The 18,881-nt window shown below is 56.4% G+C and carries 15 protein-coding genes and 1 pseudogene; 12 read left to right on the top strand and 4 right to left on the bottom strand.

Features of this window, described 5'->3' with window-relative positions; translation table 11 throughout:
- On the top strand, window positions 1–479 hold a 479-nt coding region (locus QJ48_RS21370; RefSeq protein ID WP_162238532.1), incomplete at its 5' end, for a cobalamin biosynthesis protein.
- A 78-nt stretch (window positions 480–557) separates the two neighbouring features.
- The gene (locus QJ48_RS21365; RefSeq protein WP_054975525.1) at window positions 558–1,943 is read left to right on the top strand and encodes a cobyrinate a,c-diamide synthase; all 1,386 of its coding nucleotides are present in this window, start codon (window positions 558–560) and stop codon (window positions 1,941–1,943) included.
- Window positions 1,944–2,025: 82 nt separating this feature from the next.
- Here the strand turns inward: QJ48_RS21365 and QJ48_RS21360 are convergent, their stop codons facing one another.
- Window positions 2,026–2,667: a hypothetical protein gene (locus QJ48_RS21360; RefSeq protein WP_054975524.1), complete on the bottom strand. Its 642-nt coding sequence runs from the start codon at window positions 2,665–2,667 to the stop codon at window positions 2,026–2,028.
- A gap of 116 nt (window positions 2,668–2,783) precedes the next feature.
- On the opposite strand from QJ48_RS21360, the gene QJ48_RS37575 reads away from it, so the two are divergent.
- The 3 genes from QJ48_RS37575 to QJ48_RS21350 all read left to right on the top strand — a co-directional run bounded on the left by QJ48_RS37575 (window position 2,784) and on the right by QJ48_RS21350 (window position 4,234).
- Window positions 2,784–2,942 (top strand): hypothetical protein, encoded by a 159-nt coding sequence (locus QJ48_RS37575; RefSeq protein ID WP_162238531.1) that lies wholly within the window; start codon window positions 2,784–2,786, stop codon window positions 2,940–2,942.
- 1 nt (window position 2,943) lies between these two features.
- Entirely contained in the window at window positions 2,944–3,762 is an 819-nt protein-coding gene (locus QJ48_RS21355) for a helix-turn-helix transcriptional regulator (RefSeq protein WP_162238530.1), read from the top strand.
- Window positions 3,763–3,856: 94 nt separating this feature from the next.
- Window positions 3,857–4,234, top strand: coding sequence for a VOC family protein (locus QJ48_RS21350; RefSeq protein ID WP_054975522.1), 378 nt, complete (start codon window positions 3,857–3,859; stop codon window positions 4,232–4,234).
- Window positions 4,235–4,425: 191 nt separating this feature from the next.
- Here the strand turns inward: QJ48_RS21350 and efeB are convergent, their stop codons facing one another.
- Window positions 4,426–5,736 (bottom strand): iron uptake transporter deferrochelatase/peroxidase subunit, encoded by a 1,311-nt coding sequence (gene efeB, locus QJ48_RS21345; RefSeq protein WP_054975521.1) that lies wholly within the window; start codon window positions 5,734–5,736, stop codon window positions 4,426–4,428.
- Window positions 5,737–6,049: 313 nt separating this feature from the next.
- On the opposite strand from efeB, the gene QJ48_RS21340 reads away from it, so the two are divergent.
- The 3 genes from QJ48_RS21340 to QJ48_RS21330 all read left to right on the top strand — a co-directional run bounded on the left by QJ48_RS21340 (window position 6,050) and on the right by QJ48_RS21330 (window position 12,191).
- Window positions 6,050–7,072 (top strand): LacI family DNA-binding transcriptional regulator, encoded by a 1,023-nt coding sequence (locus tag QJ48_RS21340; RefSeq protein WP_054975520.1) that lies wholly within the window; start codon window positions 6,050–6,052, stop codon window positions 7,070–7,072.
- A 118-nt stretch (window positions 7,073–7,190) separates the two neighbouring features.
- Window positions 7,191–10,454 carry an alpha-mannosidase gene (locus QJ48_RS21335; protein ID WP_054975519.1) on the top strand — a complete coding sequence of 1,088 codons (3,264 nt, stop codon included), beginning with the start codon at window positions 7,191–7,193 and terminating at the stop codon, window positions 10,452–10,454.
- Window positions 10,455–10,694: 240 nt separating this feature from the next.
- Window positions 10,695–12,191 carry a kelch repeat-containing protein gene (locus tag QJ48_RS21330; protein WP_054975518.1) on the top strand — a complete coding sequence of 499 codons (1,497 nt, stop codon included), beginning with the start codon at window positions 10,695–10,697 and terminating at the stop codon, window positions 12,189–12,191.
- Window positions 12,192–12,247: 56 nt separating this feature from the next.
- Here the strand turns inward: QJ48_RS21330 and QJ48_RS39245 are convergent, their stop codons facing one another.
- Window positions 12,248–12,379 (bottom strand): hypothetical protein, encoded by a 132-nt coding sequence (locus tag QJ48_RS39245; RefSeq protein WP_272948146.1) that lies wholly within the window; start codon window positions 12,377–12,379, stop codon window positions 12,248–12,250.
- Window position 12,380: 1 nt separating this feature from the next.
- On the bottom strand, window positions 12,381–12,842 hold the full coding sequence (locus QJ48_RS21325; RefSeq protein WP_054975526.1) for a carboxymuconolactone decarboxylase family protein: 462 nt from the start codon (window positions 12,840–12,842) through the stop codon (window positions 12,381–12,383).
- A gap of 462 nt (window positions 12,843–13,304) precedes the next feature.
- Here QJ48_RS21325 and QJ48_RS21320 point away from each other — a divergent pair, with 462 nt between their 5' ends.
- The 4 genes and pseudogenes from QJ48_RS21320 to QJ48_RS21305 all read left to right on the top strand — a co-directional run.
- Window positions 13,305–13,688, top strand: a complete 384-nt coding sequence (locus QJ48_RS21320; protein ID WP_054975517.1) for a nuclear transport factor 2 family protein — start codon at window positions 13,305–13,307, stop codon at window positions 13,686–13,688.
- 447 nt (window positions 13,689–14,135) lie between these two features.
- Window positions 14,136–15,170, top strand: coding sequence for a phenylalanine--tRNA ligase subunit alpha (pheS, locus tag QJ48_RS21315; protein WP_010497043.1), 1,035 nt, complete (start codon window positions 14,136–14,138; stop codon window positions 15,168–15,170).
- 23 nt (window positions 15,171–15,193) lie between these two features.
- Window positions 15,194–17,644, top strand: a complete 2,451-nt coding sequence (pheT, locus tag QJ48_RS21310; RefSeq protein WP_054975516.1) for a phenylalanine--tRNA ligase subunit beta — start codon at window positions 15,194–15,196, stop codon at window positions 17,642–17,644.
- A 120-nt stretch (window positions 17,645–17,764) separates the two neighbouring features.
- Window positions 17,765–18,881 (top strand): annotated as a pseudogene (locus tag QJ48_RS21305) (hypothetical protein); the annotation flags it as partial.

The following is an 18,881-nucleotide window of genomic DNA, read 5'->3' as shown; positions in this document are numbered from 1 at the left end:
CGCTGGCGGACGATCCGCAGGCGGCGTTGGTGGTCACGCACCGGCTGCTGGAGGCCGATGAAGAAGCGATTCTCACCAATGGCGTGCTGTACCGGCCAAAAGTGATTGCGCTCGGCATCGGCTGTAACCGCGGAACGGCGGCAGAGGAGATCGAAGCGGTGATTCGCGAGACGCTCGAAGAGCTGCGCTTTTCGATCCGCAGCGTCAAAGCGGTCTGCACGATCGATCTGAAAAAAGACGAGGAAGGGCTCCTTGCCGTCTGCGCCAAATACGGATGGCCCCTCGAATGCTATACGCCAGGCGAATTGAACGAGATGCCGATGGAAGAGCCGTCGGACACGGTGTTCAAGTTCACCGGCGCTTACGGAGTCAGCGAGCCTGCGGCTAAACGGTACACCGGCGCGGAGCGGCTGGCGCTGACCAAGAAGAAAAGCGGTAACGTCACGATTTCCGTCGGTCTTCTGGCGTTTGGGAAATAGCCACGCGCACGCGGCTGTTGTGCGGAAGCATAAAAAACGGAAATCTAAGCTTTCAGCGGAAAGGAGCCGATGAACCTCATGAGCGAAGCTAGAGCGCACCGAAGCCTCGTCGTGGCCGGCACGGGAAGCGGAGCCGGCAAAACGACCGTCACCCTCGGACTGATGGCGGCGCTCCGGCGCCGGGGAATGACGGTGCAGGGCTTCAAATGCGGCCCGGACTATATCGATCCGACGTATCATAAGGCGGTGACGGGCAGACCGTCCCGTAATTTGGACAGCTGGATGCTGACCGCGGACACGGTGAAGGAAATTTACGTCCGGGCTTCCCGGGATGCGGACATCTCGATCATCGAAGGCGTGATGGGATTTTACGACGGCAAAGATCCTTTGTCCAATACGGGAAGCACGGCGGAAATCAGCCTGCTGCTCGATTGTCCCGTCCTGCTCGTCGTCAACTGCCAAAGCATGGCCCGCAGCGCCGCAGCCATCGTCAAAGGCTTCCAGTGCCTGGAGCCGCGCGCCCGCATCGCCGCCGTATTCGCCAACAAGGTCGGCAGCGACGGGCATTACCGGATCGTGAAGGAAGCGATCGAGCAGGAATGCGGTATTCCCGTTATCGGATACATGAAGCGGGAGGACTCACTTTCCGTCCCCGAACGGCATCTGGGACTGGTGCCGTCCATCGAGCGCGGGGAGCTTGGCGGCTTGTTCGAAGCGCTGGCCGACCGGATCGATCAGACGGTCGATATGGACCGCCTGCTGGAGCTTGTGCAAGCGTCCGAGCCTCCGGCCGTCCCGGAGCCGCGCTTGTTCGCCGAGCCGTCCCGCCGTTATCGCGTACGAATGGCGGTTGCCCGGGACGCCGCATTTCATTTTTACTACCCGGAAAATTTAGAGCTGCTGGAGCTGCACGGGGCGGAGCTCGTCTATTTCTCGCCTCTTGCTGGCGAGCCGCTGCCGGAAGACGTACAGGGGTTGTATATCGGGGGCGGGTTCCCCGAGGAGTTCGCCGAGCGGCTAAGTGCGCAGACGCAGGTCACGGACTCGATCCGCAGCGCCGTGGAGCGAGGACTTCCGACGCTGGCCGAATGCGGCGGCTTTATGTATTTGACCGGAGCGATCGGAGATACGCAGGGGCGAAGTTATCGGATGCTGGGCCTCGTCCCGGGGCAAGTGACGATGCAGACGAAGCTGGCGGCGCTTGGACTAAGGGAGGTCACGGGGGCGGAAGGCAACTTTCTGCTGCCTGCAGGGGAGACGGCCCGCGGGCACGAATTCCATTACTCGGTCTACGAGCCGCAGTCCGAGCTGCCTCACGCTTATGAGACGAAGGGGCTGCGCGGCGTGAAAAAGGACGGCTGCCTGCTCCATCGGACGGTGGCCGGCTACACGCATTTGCATTTTGCTTCGAACCCCGGCATCGTGGCACGCTGGCTGGAATGCTGCGAAGCGTACGGCCAATAGAATGTGAAAAGAGGGCTAACCGGCGGTCGGTCGCACGACGCGTCGATTGGCCCTTTTTGGCGTATATGGCGTCGTCAAAATGTTAAATCGTCCATTGGTCATGAACGATGCCGGCCAAATACCAAGCTTCAGCATGCTGTTGGAACACGAGCCTCAGACTGCTCCAGCCCATTTCGTTCTGGTCTGCATCGCGGCTGAAATGGTACTCGACAAAGATCGAATACGGATACGTCTCGCGAAGGTTAATAACCGAGTTGCCCTGCCTCACGAGCTCGTTGTACCCGATTTTTTCCGGCTGCGCATAATCACGGTCGTAGATGAAACGTTTGTAATAATCCGGGAACGTCAGCTGGATCGGAGCGCCGCTGCCGTCATAGGTCCCCCAAGTATACACGATTTTGTCTTGAAGGAGTCCCGGAAGCTGCTCGGCTTTAAAAACCAAGTCGTGCTTTACATCGACCGTCGCATACGGGGAGAATCGGACACCTTTTTCCGGATGGATGTACTGCTGGAGCTCGTTCATATCTTGATGCTTGAGTGCAGTGAGGACGGTTTCTGCTTGTTTGGTAATAATCTTCTTTGCCTCGTCCGGCGATACCGTCCCGGTCCCCTCTACTCCCGGTTCGTCAAGGGATAGGGTCTTTGAATAAGAACCGGGTGGCAGGGAGGAGGCGACCGGAGCGAGAAGCAGCGTCAGCACCAAAACAACTGTCTGAATAAGCACGTAATCTCACCTCTTTTCTCATCGGAAATTGGACGCTGTGGCGTTGCTGACAAAATCGTTTTGTGCATGTATTGTATGCTTAAGAGACTTGGTAAACGTCTCGGAGGATCAAACCATTGCCAGTCAACGAAGCACCCGTCATTGTACTTGGTTCCAAACAACGAAAAATTTTGGAAGCGGTTAGAAAGGAAACACATAACCCTTGGCATTGGATTCAACGCTCAACGATCATTTTAATGGCAGCAGATGAATCATCGGTGGCAAAGGGAGGTTGAAATGATGCATTCCTACCGTCCTATACAATCGCCGAAATTGCAACCGGAGCTGCATGGCCCCGGGTACGTCTACCAGGAATATGTACCGAGCCGTCAGTTAGCGTCGCATATTGCTTGCTATTGGACGATGGATTTTCAGGCCGGCGCCGGGAATCCATGGCATCGGGTCCTCCCGGACGGCTGTGTCGATATTATCGTGGATCTTCAATCCCCCTCTTACGGGAAGGCTGCGTTTGTCGATGGGCTATCGACCCGTTACAAAGTTTTACATTTCAGCGAAGCGCGTTCGGTGTTCGGCATCCGGTTATATTCGGAGTCGGCCCGGGCTTTTTTGAAATATCCCCTCTCGGCGATTGTTGGACACCATGTTTTTCTGGAAGAGCTCTGGGGCGTGGAAGGGCGGCTGATGGCCGAAGAAATAATGGCCGCAAATATCGCTTCGGAAATCATTGCAATCGTTGAACGCAAACTAAGCCAAATGCTGGCTTGCAGCGATACGTCTACCCCTTCCCTGGTGTACCAAAGCACGCAGTATATGTACGAGTTCAAAGGGAATCTGTCCGTAACGGATTTGGCCGAAAAAGTTAATTTCAGCGAACGGCATCTAAGAAGGGCATTTGATCGGGAACTCGGCTTGAGCCCGAAGGAGATGCTGGGAATCGTTCGGTTTCAAAGCCTATTGCAGGAGTTTTCTAGCGGTGGTTATTCCAGCTTGACGGACTTGGCGTTGAAATACGGTTACTTTGATCAGTCGCATTTTGCCAAAGACTTTGCACGTTATTACGGGCTGCCGCTAAAACGAATGATGAAAAAGGGCTGAAGAAGTCCGTTTTTTACTATTTTGACTGTCAGTACAAGATATATGATAGGGAGGTGAAAAGAAAATCAAATCGCAACGATTGGAGTGGTGAAGCATGGCAGTTCAATTGAAAAGAATCGGGATTTTCGTGAAGGATATGAGAAAGGCGTTGGAGTTCTACCGCATGTTGGGTTTGGAAATACCGGAAAGCGCCGACGAAGAAAAGCACGTTGAGGTGGAACACAACGGGCTTCGCTTGGCCGTGGCCACACGGGAATCGGCGCAAGTAGTTTATGGTAGCTGGGAAGAGCCTTCCGGATATCGAATCGAGCTTGCCTTTCAGTGCGCCAGCCGCGAAGCCGTGGACGTGCTGTACCGTCAATTGACGGAGCATGGATATATCGGACATCGCGGGCCGTTGGATGGGTTCTGGGGAGAGCGCTACGCAATCGTGCAGGACCCTGACGGCAATCTGATTAGTCTTGCCGCTTAGCATAAATATATGATAATAGTAAAGCCACTCCGTCTGGTTGGAGTGGTTTTTTTGACATGAAAAGAAGTAAATCCGTTTCGGCTTTTGGAAATCAGGATATTTAAGCCTTCGTATATATTATATACCCGCAATACGATCGGATAAAACGGCCCCGCCGCGTTTCTCCTGCGACAGAGGAGTTCGCACCGGAACTAACGATTTCCGGAGCGAAGCAGGGTCTCGCCGACAAATCCGTCTTCTCCCGCACCCGGCGGACAAGCGAATACGGCGCTGGATACGTGCGCTGTGAATTTATTGAGTGCATCCAGCTTCGCAAGAAGGGATAGCATGGGAATGAACTGCTGCTTCACGCTCCGCTGAAAGCTGATAAAAAAGAGGCCGGCCTCCCACTCGCCTGTCCCTGCGTCGATCCCGTCGAAATAGGAATAAGCCCGGCGAAGCATTTTCGTTCCCGCGCTGCGGGCCAGCCATACATGCGAGCTCGCCGGAAATTGGCTCAGCGGAGCAGGGTCGAATTGGTTCTTTTTACCGAAAGGAGCGCCGCTCTCCTTCAGCCGGCCGAAGGTGATCTCCTGCTCGGCCAGCGTAGCCCGGTCCCACGGCTCCAGAAACATGCGAATTTTGCGCGCGACCAAATATGTGCCGTTCGCCATCCATGCGGGTGCGTCGGACGATGATACCCAGACGTGCTGCGATCTCGCCGCATCCGAATCGAGCTCGCGGTTGGCCGTGCCGTCCTTGAATCCAAAAAGGTTTCTCGGCGTCTGCCCGTCAGGGGCTCCGATGTAGCCGTTTTGAACCCACCGGATCGCCGCGGTGCCCTTGGAGGCTTTGGCCAAGTTGCGGATCGCATGGAAAGCGACGCCCGGATCGTCTGCGCAAGCTTGCACCCCGATATCTCCGCCGCACCATTGCGGGTTGAGCCGGTCGCCGGGCATGGGCGGAATATCGGATAGCTCGGCCGGCTGCTCGGAGGCGAGGCCGAAGCGGTCTTTGCCGTTGCTCTGGAACAACGTGGGTCCGAACCCGAATGTAAGGGTCAGATTCGAGGGGGAAAGCCCCTTCGTTTCTCCGGTATCTGCCGGGGACGAGGTGACGTCTCCGCCATCTTTCAGAGGCTTCCCGGCTGTCATGAGAGCGCTGGCCGCGGACCATTCTTGCAATAATTTCAATAGCTGTCCGGCATCCTGATGTAAAATATCGAATGCGGCGAAGCATACGTACGGCTGCCGAGGGGTGACGATCCCGGCCTGATGCGGACCATAAAATGGGGTGACATCGCCGGCATCCGCTTGAGGCTTTGTCGCCGACATGCCGGAGCCCGGGCCCGGATCGGCACGCTTAAGCGACATTAAGGTTGCCATCCCGCTCATGCCCAGCACAACGCCGGTTCCGGCAATGGCCGTCAGCTTCAGCATCTCGCGGCGGCTGATCGATTCATTCTCCGTCTCCGGGCGCTTCTCCTCGGCTGCGTTTTGTTCTTCCTCTGGCGTACTGTTCATTGAAAGAGCCCCCTTTTTATACATTCAATCCCGGCAAGTCCGGTGAGGTTTCGGTGCAAATGGCGTCGAGCCGCAGCTCTGTCTGCGTTAACCGTTATCATGGCTCCCGCGGCTTGAGGACAGATAAAAGAGACCAGATGGTTTCTTTTTTACAGTAATTCAGAATCTGGCTGTTTTCAACCGTCCCATGTTACGAATTTGCGACAGTCGTAACGCGGTACAGAGATCTGCGAGTGAAAAGGGGGGGAAGCTGAAAAATGTCATTGACTGCCAATAATAACACGTGTTATTTTAAGCTCAGGAGGGATTGATCTTGAAACGCGTAACAAGCTTTGACGTGGCGGCAAAAGCCGGCGTCTCCCGCAGCGTCGTCTCTGCGGTGCTTAACGGCACACCGGGGATTGGCGTCAGCGAGGAGAAGCGGCGTGCCGTGCTGCAGGCGATCGAAGAGCTGAATTACGTCGTCGATGCGCAAGCTCAAGGGATGCGTACCGGCCGCAGCCGCTGTATCGCGGCTTGTGGCGATCTGCGCAATCCGCTGTTCGCGCAAATGCTGGAAGGACTGCAAAAGGCTTGCGCCGAGCAAGGATACCACGTCCTGCTATACGGAGGCACCCAGCTTGCCTCGGATCGGCAAGGTTTGGTAGAGCTGTTCCTGCAGCGCCGGATCGACGGCATCGTCACCAAGGACTCGACGAGCTTCCAGGACGACGAGTGGCGGCGGCAAGTCGAACGCCACCGCATTCCTTACGTGTCGGTAGAAGGCTATCCGGAAACCGCGGAGGTAACCTCCGTACAGATGGACTATGCCCAAAGCATCCGGACCGCGCTCGATTATGCGTGGAGCAAGCTCGGAAAACCTTTGACCTACGTCGAGCTGTACAATGGTCCCGAGCATCGGCCGAACTGGGGGGATCGCCAGCGGACGAGTGCTTACACCGAGTGGATGCGGGAGCGGGGCCTGGAGCCGCGCATTCGGGTAAAGCCGCAGGCCGAATGGCCGGAGGACAGCGGCTGGTGGCGGGAGCTGCTGCGCAGCGGACCAGAATCGCCCGGCTGCTTGACGAACTGGTCGCGTGCGGCGGTGTCTTTGTACCGCGCCGCTTTCGAGTCGGGGATGCGCATCGGTCAAGATTACTTCGTGATGGCTGCGGACAATACGGAAAGGCTGAATGCGGGGCTGGTGCCCTCGCTAAGTGCGGTGGAGGTTCCTTATGCGGAAATGGGCGAAGCTGCGGGAAATCGGCTGATCGAATACATCGAGGAGCGGAGAGAACAGACCGATACAACCCGCATATGGCTGCCGGCCAAGCTGATGGCGCGGGAAAGCTTGTAGCTCCCGTGCCGGCCGCACAGCATCGGCTGCTTTGCAACACATTATTTTTTTGTCACAATATAACACGTGTTATAACATGCTTTAACCATTCATTTTGTACTGAGAAGGGATGATCGTCATGTTATGGACGGAAGAAAAGCTTGCTGCGCGCATTCGGGAGTTGGATCCGTTCCGCTACCGCGATGAGCGGGACGTTGCTGCCATGCTGCGGCAGTTCGACCCGGAGGGAAGGATCGCCGCCTATCCGCCGGAGGAAGGCGAATGGGAGCCTGTGCAGATTGGCGACCGTTGGGCGGGGCGCGATCTGTATATGTGGCTTGTCTTCGAAGCGGAGATTCCTGCCGCTTGGGCGGGCAAAAAAATACTCGGCCGCTTCGATTTCGGCCGTACGGGCGGGGGCGGCAACAGCGGCTTCGAGTCGCTGCTGTTTTTGAACGGGGAACCTTATCAAGGGGTGGATACGAACCACGGCGAAGTGTTCCTCCCGCCGGACGCCGCAGGCACCACGGTGCGCTTCCGCTTCCGGCTGTGGTCCGGACTGAACGGCTACGGACCGGCCGCTCCGATCGAGCATCGGCTCCGGCTTGCGAAGCTGTGCTGGCTGGACGAAGCGGCGGACGACTTGTTTTACACCGCCCGCGCAGCGCTTCAAACCGTCGAACGGCTCGGCGAGCACCAGCCGGAACGACACGAATTGCTGTCGGCGCTCGACCGGGCCTTCCTGCTTATCGACTGGTCGTCTCCCGGCTCGGAGCCGTTCTATGTCTCGCTCGAAGCTGCGCGCAATCTCCTGTACCAGCAACTGGACGATATCCCCAAGCATCATCCGGTCACGGTCCGCTGCATCGGGCATACGCACATCGACGTTGCCTGGCTGTGGCGGCTGAAGCATACGCGCGAGAAGGCGGCGCGTTCGTTCTCCACCGTGCTCCGTTTGATGGAGCTGTACCCGGATTACGTCTTTTTGCAAACGCAGCCGCAGCTTTACGAGTACCTGCAAACCGATTACCCGACGCTGTATGAGCAAATTCGCGAGCGGGTTGCCGAAGGGCGTTGGGAAGCGGGCGGCGCGATGTGGCTCGAAGCGGACTGCAACTTGACATCGGGCGAGTCGCTGGTTCGCCAGCTGCTGTACGGCACGCGTTTTTTCCGGGAGCAGTTCGGCGTCGAATGCCGTTACTTGTGGCTGCCGGACGTGTTCGGCTACAGTTGGGCGCTGCCGCAAATATTGAAGAAGTCCGGCATCGATATGTTCATGACGACGAAAATCAGCTGGAACCAGTACAACCGCATGCCGCACGATACGTTCCGTTGGCGGGGGATCGACGGCAGCGAGGTGCTGACCCATTTTATCACGACACCGGACCCGGGCGGCAATGAAGGAGCCTTTTATTACACATATAACGGCAGCATTACCCCCGACTCCGTGCAGGGGATCTGGGAAGGCTACCGCGACAAGGAGCTGAACCGGCACCTGCTGCTATCCTACGGCTATGGGGACGGCGGAGGCGGCGTGAACCGTGAAATGCTGGAAATGCGCCGCCGGCTGGAGTCGATGCCCGGGGTGCCGCATGTGACGACAGGACGGGTAGACGAATATTTCGCCGAGCTGCAGGAGCGAGTGGCCGCGACCGACCGGTATGTCCATACATGGGATGGGGAGCTGTACCTCGAGCTTCATCGGGGGACCTACACGAGCCAAGCCTACAACAAGCGGACGAACCGGAAGCTGGAGCTGCTGTACCGCGAAACGGAGTGGCTGAGCGTGCTAGCCGCGCTGCACGGAGCAGGCTGGTCAAGCTACCCCAAAAGTCGTCTGTACGAAGGCTGGAAAATCATTTTACGCAACCAGTTTCACGATATCATCCCGGGCTCGTCGATTGGCGAAGTGTACGAGGACTGCCGGGAGGAATACGCCGAAGCGTTCGGCATCGGTTGCGGTGCATGGATACAGGCGGCAAAAGGACTGTTCCCTGTCGGAGCATCCGCAGCCGGGCATCCTGAGGAGGCGGCATGCGGCATGCTGGCGGCGGCTTTCGAATCAGCGTCTTCGGGATGCGCCAAGCAAGTCTCCGAGGAGCCTTCCAGTGCGCCGGACGGCCGCTATGTCACGCTGTTTAACGGAGCTTCCTGGGAGCGGGCCGACACCGTCCGCCTGACGAGTCGTCCCGGCATGGAGCAGGGCTGCTGGCGGGATGCCCAAGGCTGCATGCTTGCGTCCCAGCGATCGGGCGGCGACTGGCTCGTAAATGCGGACAGTTTGCCGTCCATGGGCTACGCTGTCCTGCAGTTTGAAGCGGGCGAGGCCGAACCGGCAACCGGAAGCTCGCCTTTTCAGATTGAGGCCGGCAGCCTATCCACCCCGTTCTATGACATCAAATGGAATAAACAAGGGCAGCTAATCCGCCTTTTCGATAAGGCCGCACAGCGCGAGGTGCTGGCACAGGGGCAAGTGGGCAACGTGCTGCAAGTGTTCGAGGATAAGCCAAAGGGACGTCACGAGGCATGGGACATCGATATTTTTTATCGGGAAAAAATGGAGACGGTCAGCATCCTGACCCGGGCCGAGGTGACGGAAACCGGCCCTGTCCGGGCGGTCGTGCGCTTCGAATGGACGTACCGGCAATCGACCGTTGTGCAGGACATGATTTTGTACGCCGCCAGCCGCCGGATCGACTTCGTGACGAATGTCGATTGGCACGAGCAGCGGAAGCTGCTCAAGGTTGCTTTTCCGGTCGAGATCCGCGCCACCGAAGCGACATACGATATTCAATTCGGAAACGTCAAGCGTCCGACGCATTGGAACACGAGCTGGGATTATGCGCGATTTGAAACGGTCGGGCATCAGTGGGCCGATCTGTCCGAGCGCAATTACGGTGTCAGCCTGCTGAACGACTGCAAATACGGCTACGACATCAAGGATAACGTCATCCGCCTGTCGTTGATCAAATCGGCGATGGTGCCGGACCCGCGCGCCGATCAAGGAGAGCACCGGTTCACGTATGCACTGCTGCCTCACGAAGGAGACTGGCATCAAGGCCGAACCGTGCGGGAAGCATGGTCGCTGAACAATCCGGTGACCGCCGTGTACGGCAAGCCGGAGCGGAGCGCTTTGTCGCTGCTTTCCTTGCCAGGGGCCGCGTCCGGGCACGTCATGATCGATGCGGTCAAAAAGGCCGAAGACCGCGAAGCCGTCGTCGTGCGGCTGCATGAATTCGCCGGAATCCGGGGCGAGGTGAAGCTGGCAAGCGATTTGCCGGTTGAAGCTTGGCAGGAGCTGGACCTGATGGAACGGCCGGCAGGCGAGAGGCAGGAAGGGAGCGCAGTTGCTTTTGCCATCAAGCCGTACGAGATCAAGACGCTGCTGTTGGAGATGCAATGACAGCAATCGAGCTGAGGGGAGAAGCAATCGCTTTTCCCCGATAAAGTAACAAGAGTTTTAACATACGAACTTTAATTATTGAAAGAGTAATTAATCAAAAAAACAACCAAATTTAAGTTAATATTAAAAATATATACAAAAATATAATAATTTGGTGATATATGTTTAGACAATAAATGTAGAAATTTGTATTATCCTATTCTAGGAAAGCGCAAATACAAAATATGGAGGAAAGTGCTCATGAAGTTTAAAAAAGGATACTTTTCATTTTTATTTTTGGTATCATGTATTTTTTTGTTCAGTAATTTAGCTTTAGCCGATGCCGCAGAAACATGGAAAATCGAATCGAATATGCCTAATCCGAGAGCTGCAGCCGCGACTGTTGAAGTGAATGGGAAAATCTATGCCATCGGAGGCTCAGCCGGCTCTGCTTCGTATCAAGACGTTCAAGTATATGATATAAGCACGAATAGCTGGGAAACAAAATCCAAAATGCCGACCGCACGTTCATCGGCTGCATCGGTTGTCCACAACGGTAATATTTACCTATTCGGCGGTTATACCGGCAATTATTTTACTTGGACAGGAGGGTCTTCGCTAAAAACGGTAGAGATGTATAATCCTTCGACGGATACGTGGTCTACTAAAGCGAATATGCCTTCGGATCTAGGATTAAGAACTGCTGTTGTGTACAATAATAAAATTTATCTTTTTGGTGGCATGACTACGGGCACAAGGTCAGTCACAAACGTGGATGTATATGACCCGTCCACCGATACTTGGACTTCAAAATCCAATATGCCTAAAGCTATTCATGGTTCTGCTGCCGTAATATCGAACGATAAAATTTATTTAGTAGGCGGAAGATTGATAGACAATTCGACCAACGTCTCATTAAATAGCTTTCAAGAGTATAACCCGGCTACCGATAAATGGACATCAAAACCGAATATGTCTGCAAATAGAGGAATGGGCAATGCCGTTGTGTTCTCAGGAAAAATCTTTGCAATTGGCGGAAATGATCAATCCTATGAAAACAATACTGTCGAAGCGTATGATCCAAAAACAAATACATGGACGCCAAGAGCCAAATTGAATCATGCTAGAAGCGGTTTGGGCGCTGTGACTTATAATGGGAAAATTTACGTTGTTGGTGGAAGCAGTGCTAACACATCTAATAGTGCTGTTGGAAGTGTGGAGGTTTATGGTGAATCGCCCTCTGCTCCATTGAATCTTACGGCAACCGGAGGGGATGCTTCCGTTGCTTTGAACTGGAGTAGCTCCGAAGGAGCGACAAGTTATACTATTAAAAGATCCTTAACTCCCGGAGGTCCCTATACGACAGTAGCAACAAACGTGTATAACGGTAATAATACTTATTTGGATAAAGATGTCATCAATGGAACTACCTACTACTATGTTGTTTATGCTGTTAATAGCATTGGAGAAAGCGGAGTTTCAAATGAGGCATCGGCAACACCGCAAGCTTCTCAGACCAAACGGGCGCTGCTTGTTGTAACGATGAATAATGGCCTTGAGAAAGAGTTTGACCTAAGCATGGCTGAGGTTCAAGCATTTATTAGTTGGTATGAAGCAAAAGCGTCCGGTACAGGTCCAGTATCGTATGCTATCGATAAACATAACAACAATAAAGGCCCCTTTGTAAGTCGAAAGGATTATATCATTTACGATAAAGTCTTGACCTATGAAGTAAACGAATATGTGCAGAAAGACTAAATAATGATTAAAAGAGCCGCAACCGCGGCTCTTTTGTGTGTCTTTGTTGTTTTAAATCAAAACTCCAGCGTCGGCCAGACGCTTGGCGATATCGTCAAGCGAGCTTTTGTAATCCCAATCACATAGCGGCCGTTTGCATAATCGGTCAAAATATATTTTTCGCTGACGGACTTGATGCAGTTCGCCATTTTACTTGGCCGTCTGCGGATCAAGGCAGCCCGGGAACATGCCGGTGGAGATGGCGAGCCGGTTCCAGCCGTTGATCGTCACGATGGCCATGATCAGCGCGACATACTGTTTCTCGTCGAAATGCTCGCGCACTCGCTCGTACAAGCTTTGCGGCACTCCGCCGTCCGAGATCAGCGTCACGGCTTCCGTCAGCTCGAGAGCAGCCCGTTCCGCTTCCGTGAAGAATGGCGATTCCCGCCAAACGCTAATGAGATGAATTCGGCGTTCGTTGCCGCTCACTTTCAGCAGTGCCTCGGTATGCATATCCAGGCAAAAAGCGCAACCGTTAATTTGCGACGCCCGGATTTTGATCAGCTCGTAGAGCGTGTGGTCCAGCCCGCTGCCTGCGGCAAATTTCTCCAAGCCGAGCATCGTTTCATACGCTTTCGGGTTCACTTCGTAATGATTCATTCTTACTTTCATGGAAATCCGCTCCTTCGGTTTTTGTTTGCTTACACTCCTAAGACGATGCAGCGATTTTTTTTGTGACCGGATCATTTTCCGCTTGCCTCCTTCCCGCCGCTTGCTTATAATACCTTTTAATTCCATACGCCCAAATGCGTTGACGGAGAAAAGTAAGCAGTGCTTCTTCACAGGGAGGAGACGCCGGAGATTGAGAGCGTGTCCGAAGAATCAGGCTGCCGAAGTTCGCTCCCGAGCAGTCCTTTGAAACCGTGCGGTCCATCCGACCCGCCGGCAAGTAGGGGGAACCGGTCTGAACGCAAGTTCCCGAACCGTTACGTTCAATGAAGGAGGAAGACGATAGGGCTTAGCCGGTCTTCCGAAACAAGGGTGGTACCACGGCTTTTTCGTCCCTTACCGGGATGGAAAAAAGCCTTTTTTGCGTGGTCGAATTTATGCACAATCAACGAGGAGGCTTATTCCATGAACAACGAGCAAAAAGAAGCGATGATCCGCGCGTACGTCCGGGATTACAATTCCTTTGATATGAACGGCATGGTATCGCTTTTGCACGAGGAGGTCCGGTTTCGCAACGTGTCGAACGGCGAGGTGACGACGGAGACGGCGGGAATCGAAGCGTTCAGGAATTTGGCAGAGCAATCGGCCGCTTTGTTCGAGAGCCGCTGTCAAAAGGTGCTGAGCTTCGGTTTTCACGAGGACGAGGTTGAAGTTGAAATCGACTACGAGAGCACGCTCGCTGCCGATCTCCCGGGCGGGCCGAAGGCCGGCGAACTTATCAGATTACGGGGAACCTCGCGGTTTACTTTTAAAGACGGGAAAATCTCCGCCATCGAGGACCGTTCATAACCTCACTGCCGTTTTGCTCCCGCATGAACATGCTGTGAACTGCGCCGTTTGCGCTTGCATTCGGCCGCTCGTTTGCATATAATACTTCTCATATACTGAATACTGCCAAATGCGTTGACGGAGAAAAGTAAGCAGTGCCTCTTGACAGGGAGGAGACGCCGGAGATTGAGAGCGTGTCCGAAGAACCAGGCTGCCGAAGTTCGCTCCCGAGCAGTCCTTTGAAACCGTGCGGTCCATCCGACCTGTCGGCAAGTAGGAGGAACCGGTCCAGAACGCAAGTTCCCGAACCGTTACGTTCAATGAAGGAAGAAGACTTCAGGCGGCTTAGCCTGTCTTCTGAAACAAGGGTGGTACCACGGTTTTTTCGTCCCTTACCGGGATGGAAAAGCCTTTTTTGCGTTCGCGGACACGGCGCAGGCGGAAATCATACAAGGAGGGAATGCAGGCATGAAAGAACGATTGCTTACACTGAAGGAAGAAGCGCTGCGCGAGCTGGCCCAAGTGGAAAACCAGCAGCAGCTTGCCGACCTTCGGATCAAGTATTTGGGCAAAAAAGGCCCGCTGACGGAAATTTTGCGCGGGATGGGAGCGTTGAGCGCGGAGGAGCGTCCGGTCATCGGTCAGGTGGCTAACGAGGTTCGCGGCGCGATTGAGGAAGTCATCGAGGCGAAGCAGGCGGCATACAACGAGGCGGAGACGAATGCGCGTCTTGCGGCGGAGCGGATCGACGTGACTTTGCCGGGACGTCCGGCGGCGCGCGGCGCGGTGCATCCGATCAGCAAAGTGATCGAGGAGATCGAGGACATTTTCATCGGGATGGGCTATACGGTAGCCGAAGGTCCCGAGGTGGAGCAGGATTACTACAACTTCGAAGCGCTCAACCTGCCGAAAAACCATCCGGCCCGCGACATGCAGGATTCGTTCTACATTACCGACGAAATCTTGATGCGCACGCACACGTCTCCGGTGCAGGTCCGCACGATGGAGAAAATGAAAGGCCATGTGCCGGTCAAAATCATCTGTCCGGGACGCGTATATCGCCGCGACGACGACGATGCGACGCATTCCCACATGTTCACGCAGATCGAAGGCCTCGTGATCGACAAGGGCATCCGCATGAGCGATTTGAAGGGAACGCTGCTGCAGTTCGTCCAGGAGCTGTTCGGGAAGCAGACGCAAATCCGGATGCGCCCGAGCTTCTTCCCGTTCACGGAGCCGAGCGCGGAGGTCGACGTCACCTGCGCGATGTGCGGCGGCGAAGGCTGCCGGGTGTGCAAGCATACGGGCTGGCTCGAAATTCTCGGCTCCGGCATGGTGCATCCGCGCGTGCTGGAGATGGCGGGCTACGATCCGGAAGTATACAGCGGCTTTGCGTTCGGCCTCGGCGTCGAGCGGGTGGCCATGCTGAAGTACGACATTGAAGATATCCGGCATTTCTATACGAACGATCTGCGCTTCTTGAAGCAGTTCGTGCATTTGTAAGCGAGAGGAGCGTGGGCTAAATCATGAAAGTATCTTACCAATGGTTGTCGCAGTATGTGGATGTCAGCGGCTATTCGGCCGCCGAGCTGGCGGAGAAGCTGACCCGCAGCGGCATTGAAGTCGATATCGTGGAAAGCCGCAACAAAGGCGTGTCGCAGGTGTTTGTCGGCTTCGTCAAATCGCGCGAAAAGCATCCCGACGCCGATAAGCTGAGCGTCTGTATCGTTGACGTAGGCCAAGGCGAGGATCTGCAAATCGTTTGTGGGGCCAAAAACGTAGCCGCAGGACAAAAGGTCCCCGTCGCCATCGTCGGCGCGAAGCTGCCGGACGGTCTTGTCATCAAGCGGGCGAAGCTGCGCGGCGTCGAGTCGCAAGGCATGATCTGCTCGGCCAAAGAGCTCGGCATGAACGACAAGCTGCTGCCGAAGGAAATTCAAGAAGGCATCCTGGTGCTGCCGGAGGATACGCAGGTCGGCACAAGCATCCTCGACGTCCTTGCTTTAAACGACGAAGTGATGGACTTCGACCTGACGCCGAACCGTTCTGACTGCCTCAGCATGTTGGGCGCAGCCTACGAGATCGGGGCGATTCTGGGCCGCGAGGTGAAGCTGCCGGATGCGGAAGCGGGATTGAACGACAGCGCGGCAGCTGTCAAAGCGGCGGACCGGATTTCCGTGGAAATTTCGGCCAAAGAGCAATGCTCGCATTACGCGGCGCGTCTGATCGAAGGCGTAAAAATCGGGCCGTCGCCGCTTTGGCTGCAAAACCGCCTGATGGCTGCCGGCGTGCGTCCGATCAACAACATCGTGGATGTGACCAACTATGTCATGTTCGAATACGGCCAACCGTTGCACGCTTTCGATGCGGATCAACTGAATAACGGCCATATCGACGTGCGGCTTGCCCGCGAAGGTGAGAAGCTCGTGACATTGGATGATGCGGAGCGGAACTTGGAGCCGCATATGTTGCTGATCACCGACGGTGTGAAGCCGGTCGCAATAGCGGGCGTTATGGGCGGCGCAAACTCCGAAGTATCGGACGGAACGACGCGGATCCTGCTGGAGTCGGCCAACTTTGCCGGTTCCTCGGTCCGTAAAACGTCGCGTCAGCTCGGGCTTCGTTCGGAAGCGTCCCTGCGCTTCGAGAAGGAAGCGAATCCGGAAGCGGTCATTCCGGCGCTGAACCGCGCGGCGGCTCTTATCGCCGAGCTGGCCGGCGGCCAAGTGGCTTCCGGTATCGTCGAAGCGGTGGCGGGAGAGCGCAAGCCGGTGCAAATCGAGTTGACGGTAAGCCGTATCAACGGGTATCTCGGCACGGAGCTGTCGGTTGAAGAAGTAAAGGCGATCTTCGAGCGGTTGAACTTCACGGTCGAGCCGCTGGAGCAGGACGGACTGCTGGTGCATGTGCCGAGCCGCCGCGGCGATATTACCCGCGCGGTCGATTTGATCGAGGAAGTGGCCCGTCTGCACGGCTACGACAACATTCCGACCACGCTGATGAACGTGGTTACGACGCCGGGCGCGCTTACCCGGGAGCAGGCGATCCGCCGCTTGACGCGGACGCTGCTGACGGGCAGCGGCCTGCATGAGGCGATTACGTACACGTTCACGCATCCCGAGCAAATCCGCCAGTACGCGGGCGCTTACCCGGATGCGAAGCCGATTGCTCTGGCGATGCCGATGAGCGAAGACCGCAGTGTGCTGCGTACGAGCCTGATCCCGCATTTGCTCGATGTGGCGGTATACAACCGGAACCGGAATCAGGACGACGTCGCGGTATTCGAAATCGGCCGCGTGTTCGTCACCGGAGATGCGCAGCTGAGCCGCCTTCCGGAGGAAAAGCTGCAGCTTGCCGTCCTCATGACCGGCAAACGAAGCGAGCTGCATTGGACCGGCAAGCCGGCCGATGTCGATTTTTATGATTTGAAGGGCATTTTCGAAGGGGTAGTATCTTATCTTGGAATCGACAGTATCCGGTATGAGGCCGCCCAGCCGGAAGGCTTCCATCCGGGACGGACGGCGCGGATCGTTGTGGAAACGCCGAGCGGCAGCCGGGCCATCGGAACGATCGGCCAGCTTCACCCGGCGCTTCAGCAGCAAAAGGACCTCGTGGACACGTATGTCCTCGAAGTAGAGCTGGATACGCTCGCGCAATTGGCAAGCGAAAGCTTTGCCTACCGTCCGCTGCCTCGTTTCCCGGCCATCGGCCGGGATATGGCGCTCGTTGTGGACCGCAGCGTTCCCGTTGGCGATCTGCTCGCCAAGGCGCGGGAAACCGCAGGCAGCCTGCTCGAATCGATCCAGGTGTTCGACATTTACACCGGCGAGCGGCTTGGCGCGGATAAGAAGAGCGTGGCCATCTCGCTGGTTTACCGCACTTTGGAGCGGACGTTGACGGACGAAGAGGTCAGCGAGCTGCACGGCCGTGTCGTAGCGGCTCTTGAGGCCGATTTCGGCGCCGAGCTCAGGAAATAATTCCCTTGTGTTTTGTCCGGCAAAAGTCTGAAAAAGACAGCAGGAAAAGCGATTCTCCGTATCGAAGTCTATAGGATACGGAGAATCTTTTTTTGTGTTTCGGAAAGGGGAGCAAGGCGCATGAGCGGTGAAGACAAAGTCCGGATGACCGTCGATATTTATGGTACCCAGTACAAGCTGGTTTCGAAATCCAGCCCTTCCTATATAAAGCAAGTGGCCGCTCTGGTGAACGATCAAATGCACAAGATCGCGGAGAGCAGCCCGCGGCTTGATTTGCCTAAAATCGCGGTGCTTGCGGCCGTCAATATGGCGGACGAATGGAGCCGGATGCGTCAAGATTTTGAGTCGGTATTGGAACGTCAGCGGCAGCTCGAGCATGCGAGCGAAGAGCTGGAACGGTTAAGCGAGCGCCATGCGCAGCTTCAGCAAGAGTTGGAGGCGGAGCGTGAACAACTGGCCAGGCTCGAAGCGGAGCGCGGAGAGCAGCAGGCTTCGCGAGAGCGAGCCGAGGCGGAAGCGGCAGCGCTGCGGGCCGAGCTGGAACCGCTTCGCGAGCGTTTGTCCACGCTTGATAGCGAGCTCGCCGAAAGCCGGGAACGGTTGAACGGCCAGTTGGAGCTGAGCGGCGAACTGGAGCGCAAGCTGGCCGAGACGCTGGAGCGGGCACGCGAGTTCGAGGGGCGCTGCGCAGCCGAAGCGCAGGAAGCGGAGCGCCGCGGACAGCGGATCCGCGAGCTGGAGCAGGCGAAGCAGGAGCTTGAGCGCCGGGCGGCCGAGCAGGTCAAGGAACGGGACGGCCTGCGGGCGAAGATCGCTTCGCAGGAAGCGCAGCTGAGCAAGCAGGCGGAAGCGGAGCGTCAGACGCAGGAGCGGCTGACGGCGCAGGAGAAGCGCGCAAGCGAGCTGGAGCAGCGGCTGCAGGCGACCGAGCAGGCGCGCGGCGATGCGGCGAAACGGCTCGCGGAGCGGGAACAGCAGTACGCCGAGCTGAGCGACCAGCTTGACGGGCTGCAGGAGCAGCTTTCCGGCCAGCAGCAGGAGATCGAGCTGCAGGTGGCGCTTTATAACGAGCTACAGGAGCTGAGCGAAGCGAAGGAACGCGAGCTTCGGGAGCAAGCGGCCGCAGCGGAGACGCTGCTGGCGGAGCAGGCGCGCGAAGCGGAAGCGCAGGCGGCAGCGGCGAAAGCGCAGCAAGCGGAGCTGGAGCGGCAGCTCGCAGCCGAGCGGGAGCGCAGCC

The organism is Paenibacillus sp. A3 (assembly GCF_001399685.1).
Taxonomy (GTDB): domain Bacteria; phylum Bacillota; class Bacilli; order Paenibacillales; family NBRC-103111; genus Paenibacillus_G.
Note: the sequence above shows the minus strand (reverse complement) of the source record. Positions and strands in the feature narration are given on the sequence as shown.

Bases quoted from the DNA above. Each gene is read 5' to 3' on its own strand.
- QJ48_RS21350 (WP_054975522.1), top strand. From the start codon at position 3,857: ATGGCAGTTCAATTGAAAAGAATCGGGATTTTCGTGAAGGATATGAGA.
- QJ48_RS39245 (WP_272948146.1), bottom strand. From the start codon at position 12,379: ATGGCGAACTGCATCAAGTCCGTCAGCGAAAAATATATTTTGACCGAT.
- efeB (WP_054975521.1), bottom strand. From the start codon at position 5,736: ATGAACAGTACGCCAGAGGAAGAACAAAACGCAGCCGAGGAGAAGCGC.
- pheS (WP_010497043.1), top strand. From the start codon at position 14,136: ATGAAAGAACGATTGCTTACACTGAAGGAAGAAGCGCTGCGCGAGCTG.
- QJ48_RS21325 (WP_054975526.1), bottom strand. From the start codon at position 12,842: ATGAAAGTAAGAATGAATCATTACGAAGTGAACCCGAAAGCGTATGAA.
- QJ48_RS21365 (WP_054975525.1), top strand. From the start codon at position 558: ATGAGCGAAGCTAGAGCGCACCGAAGCCTCGTCGTGGCCGGCACGGGA.
- QJ48_RS21355 (WP_162238530.1), top strand. From the start codon at position 2,944: ATGATGCATTCCTACCGTCCTATACAATCGCCGAAATTGCAACCGGAG.
- QJ48_RS21320 (WP_054975517.1), top strand. From the start codon at position 13,305: ATGAACAACGAGCAAAAAGAAGCGATGATCCGCGCGTACGTCCGGGAT.
- QJ48_RS21335 (WP_054975519.1), top strand. From the start codon at position 7,191: ATGTTATGGACGGAAGAAAAGCTTGCTGCGCGCATTCGGGAGTTGGAT.
- QJ48_RS21330 (WP_054975518.1), top strand. From the start codon at position 10,695: ATGAAGTTTAAAAAAGGATACTTTTCATTTTTATTTTTGGTATCATGT.
- pheT (WP_054975516.1), top strand. From the start codon at position 15,194: ATGAAAGTATCTTACCAATGGTTGTCGCAGTATGTGGATGTCAGCGGC.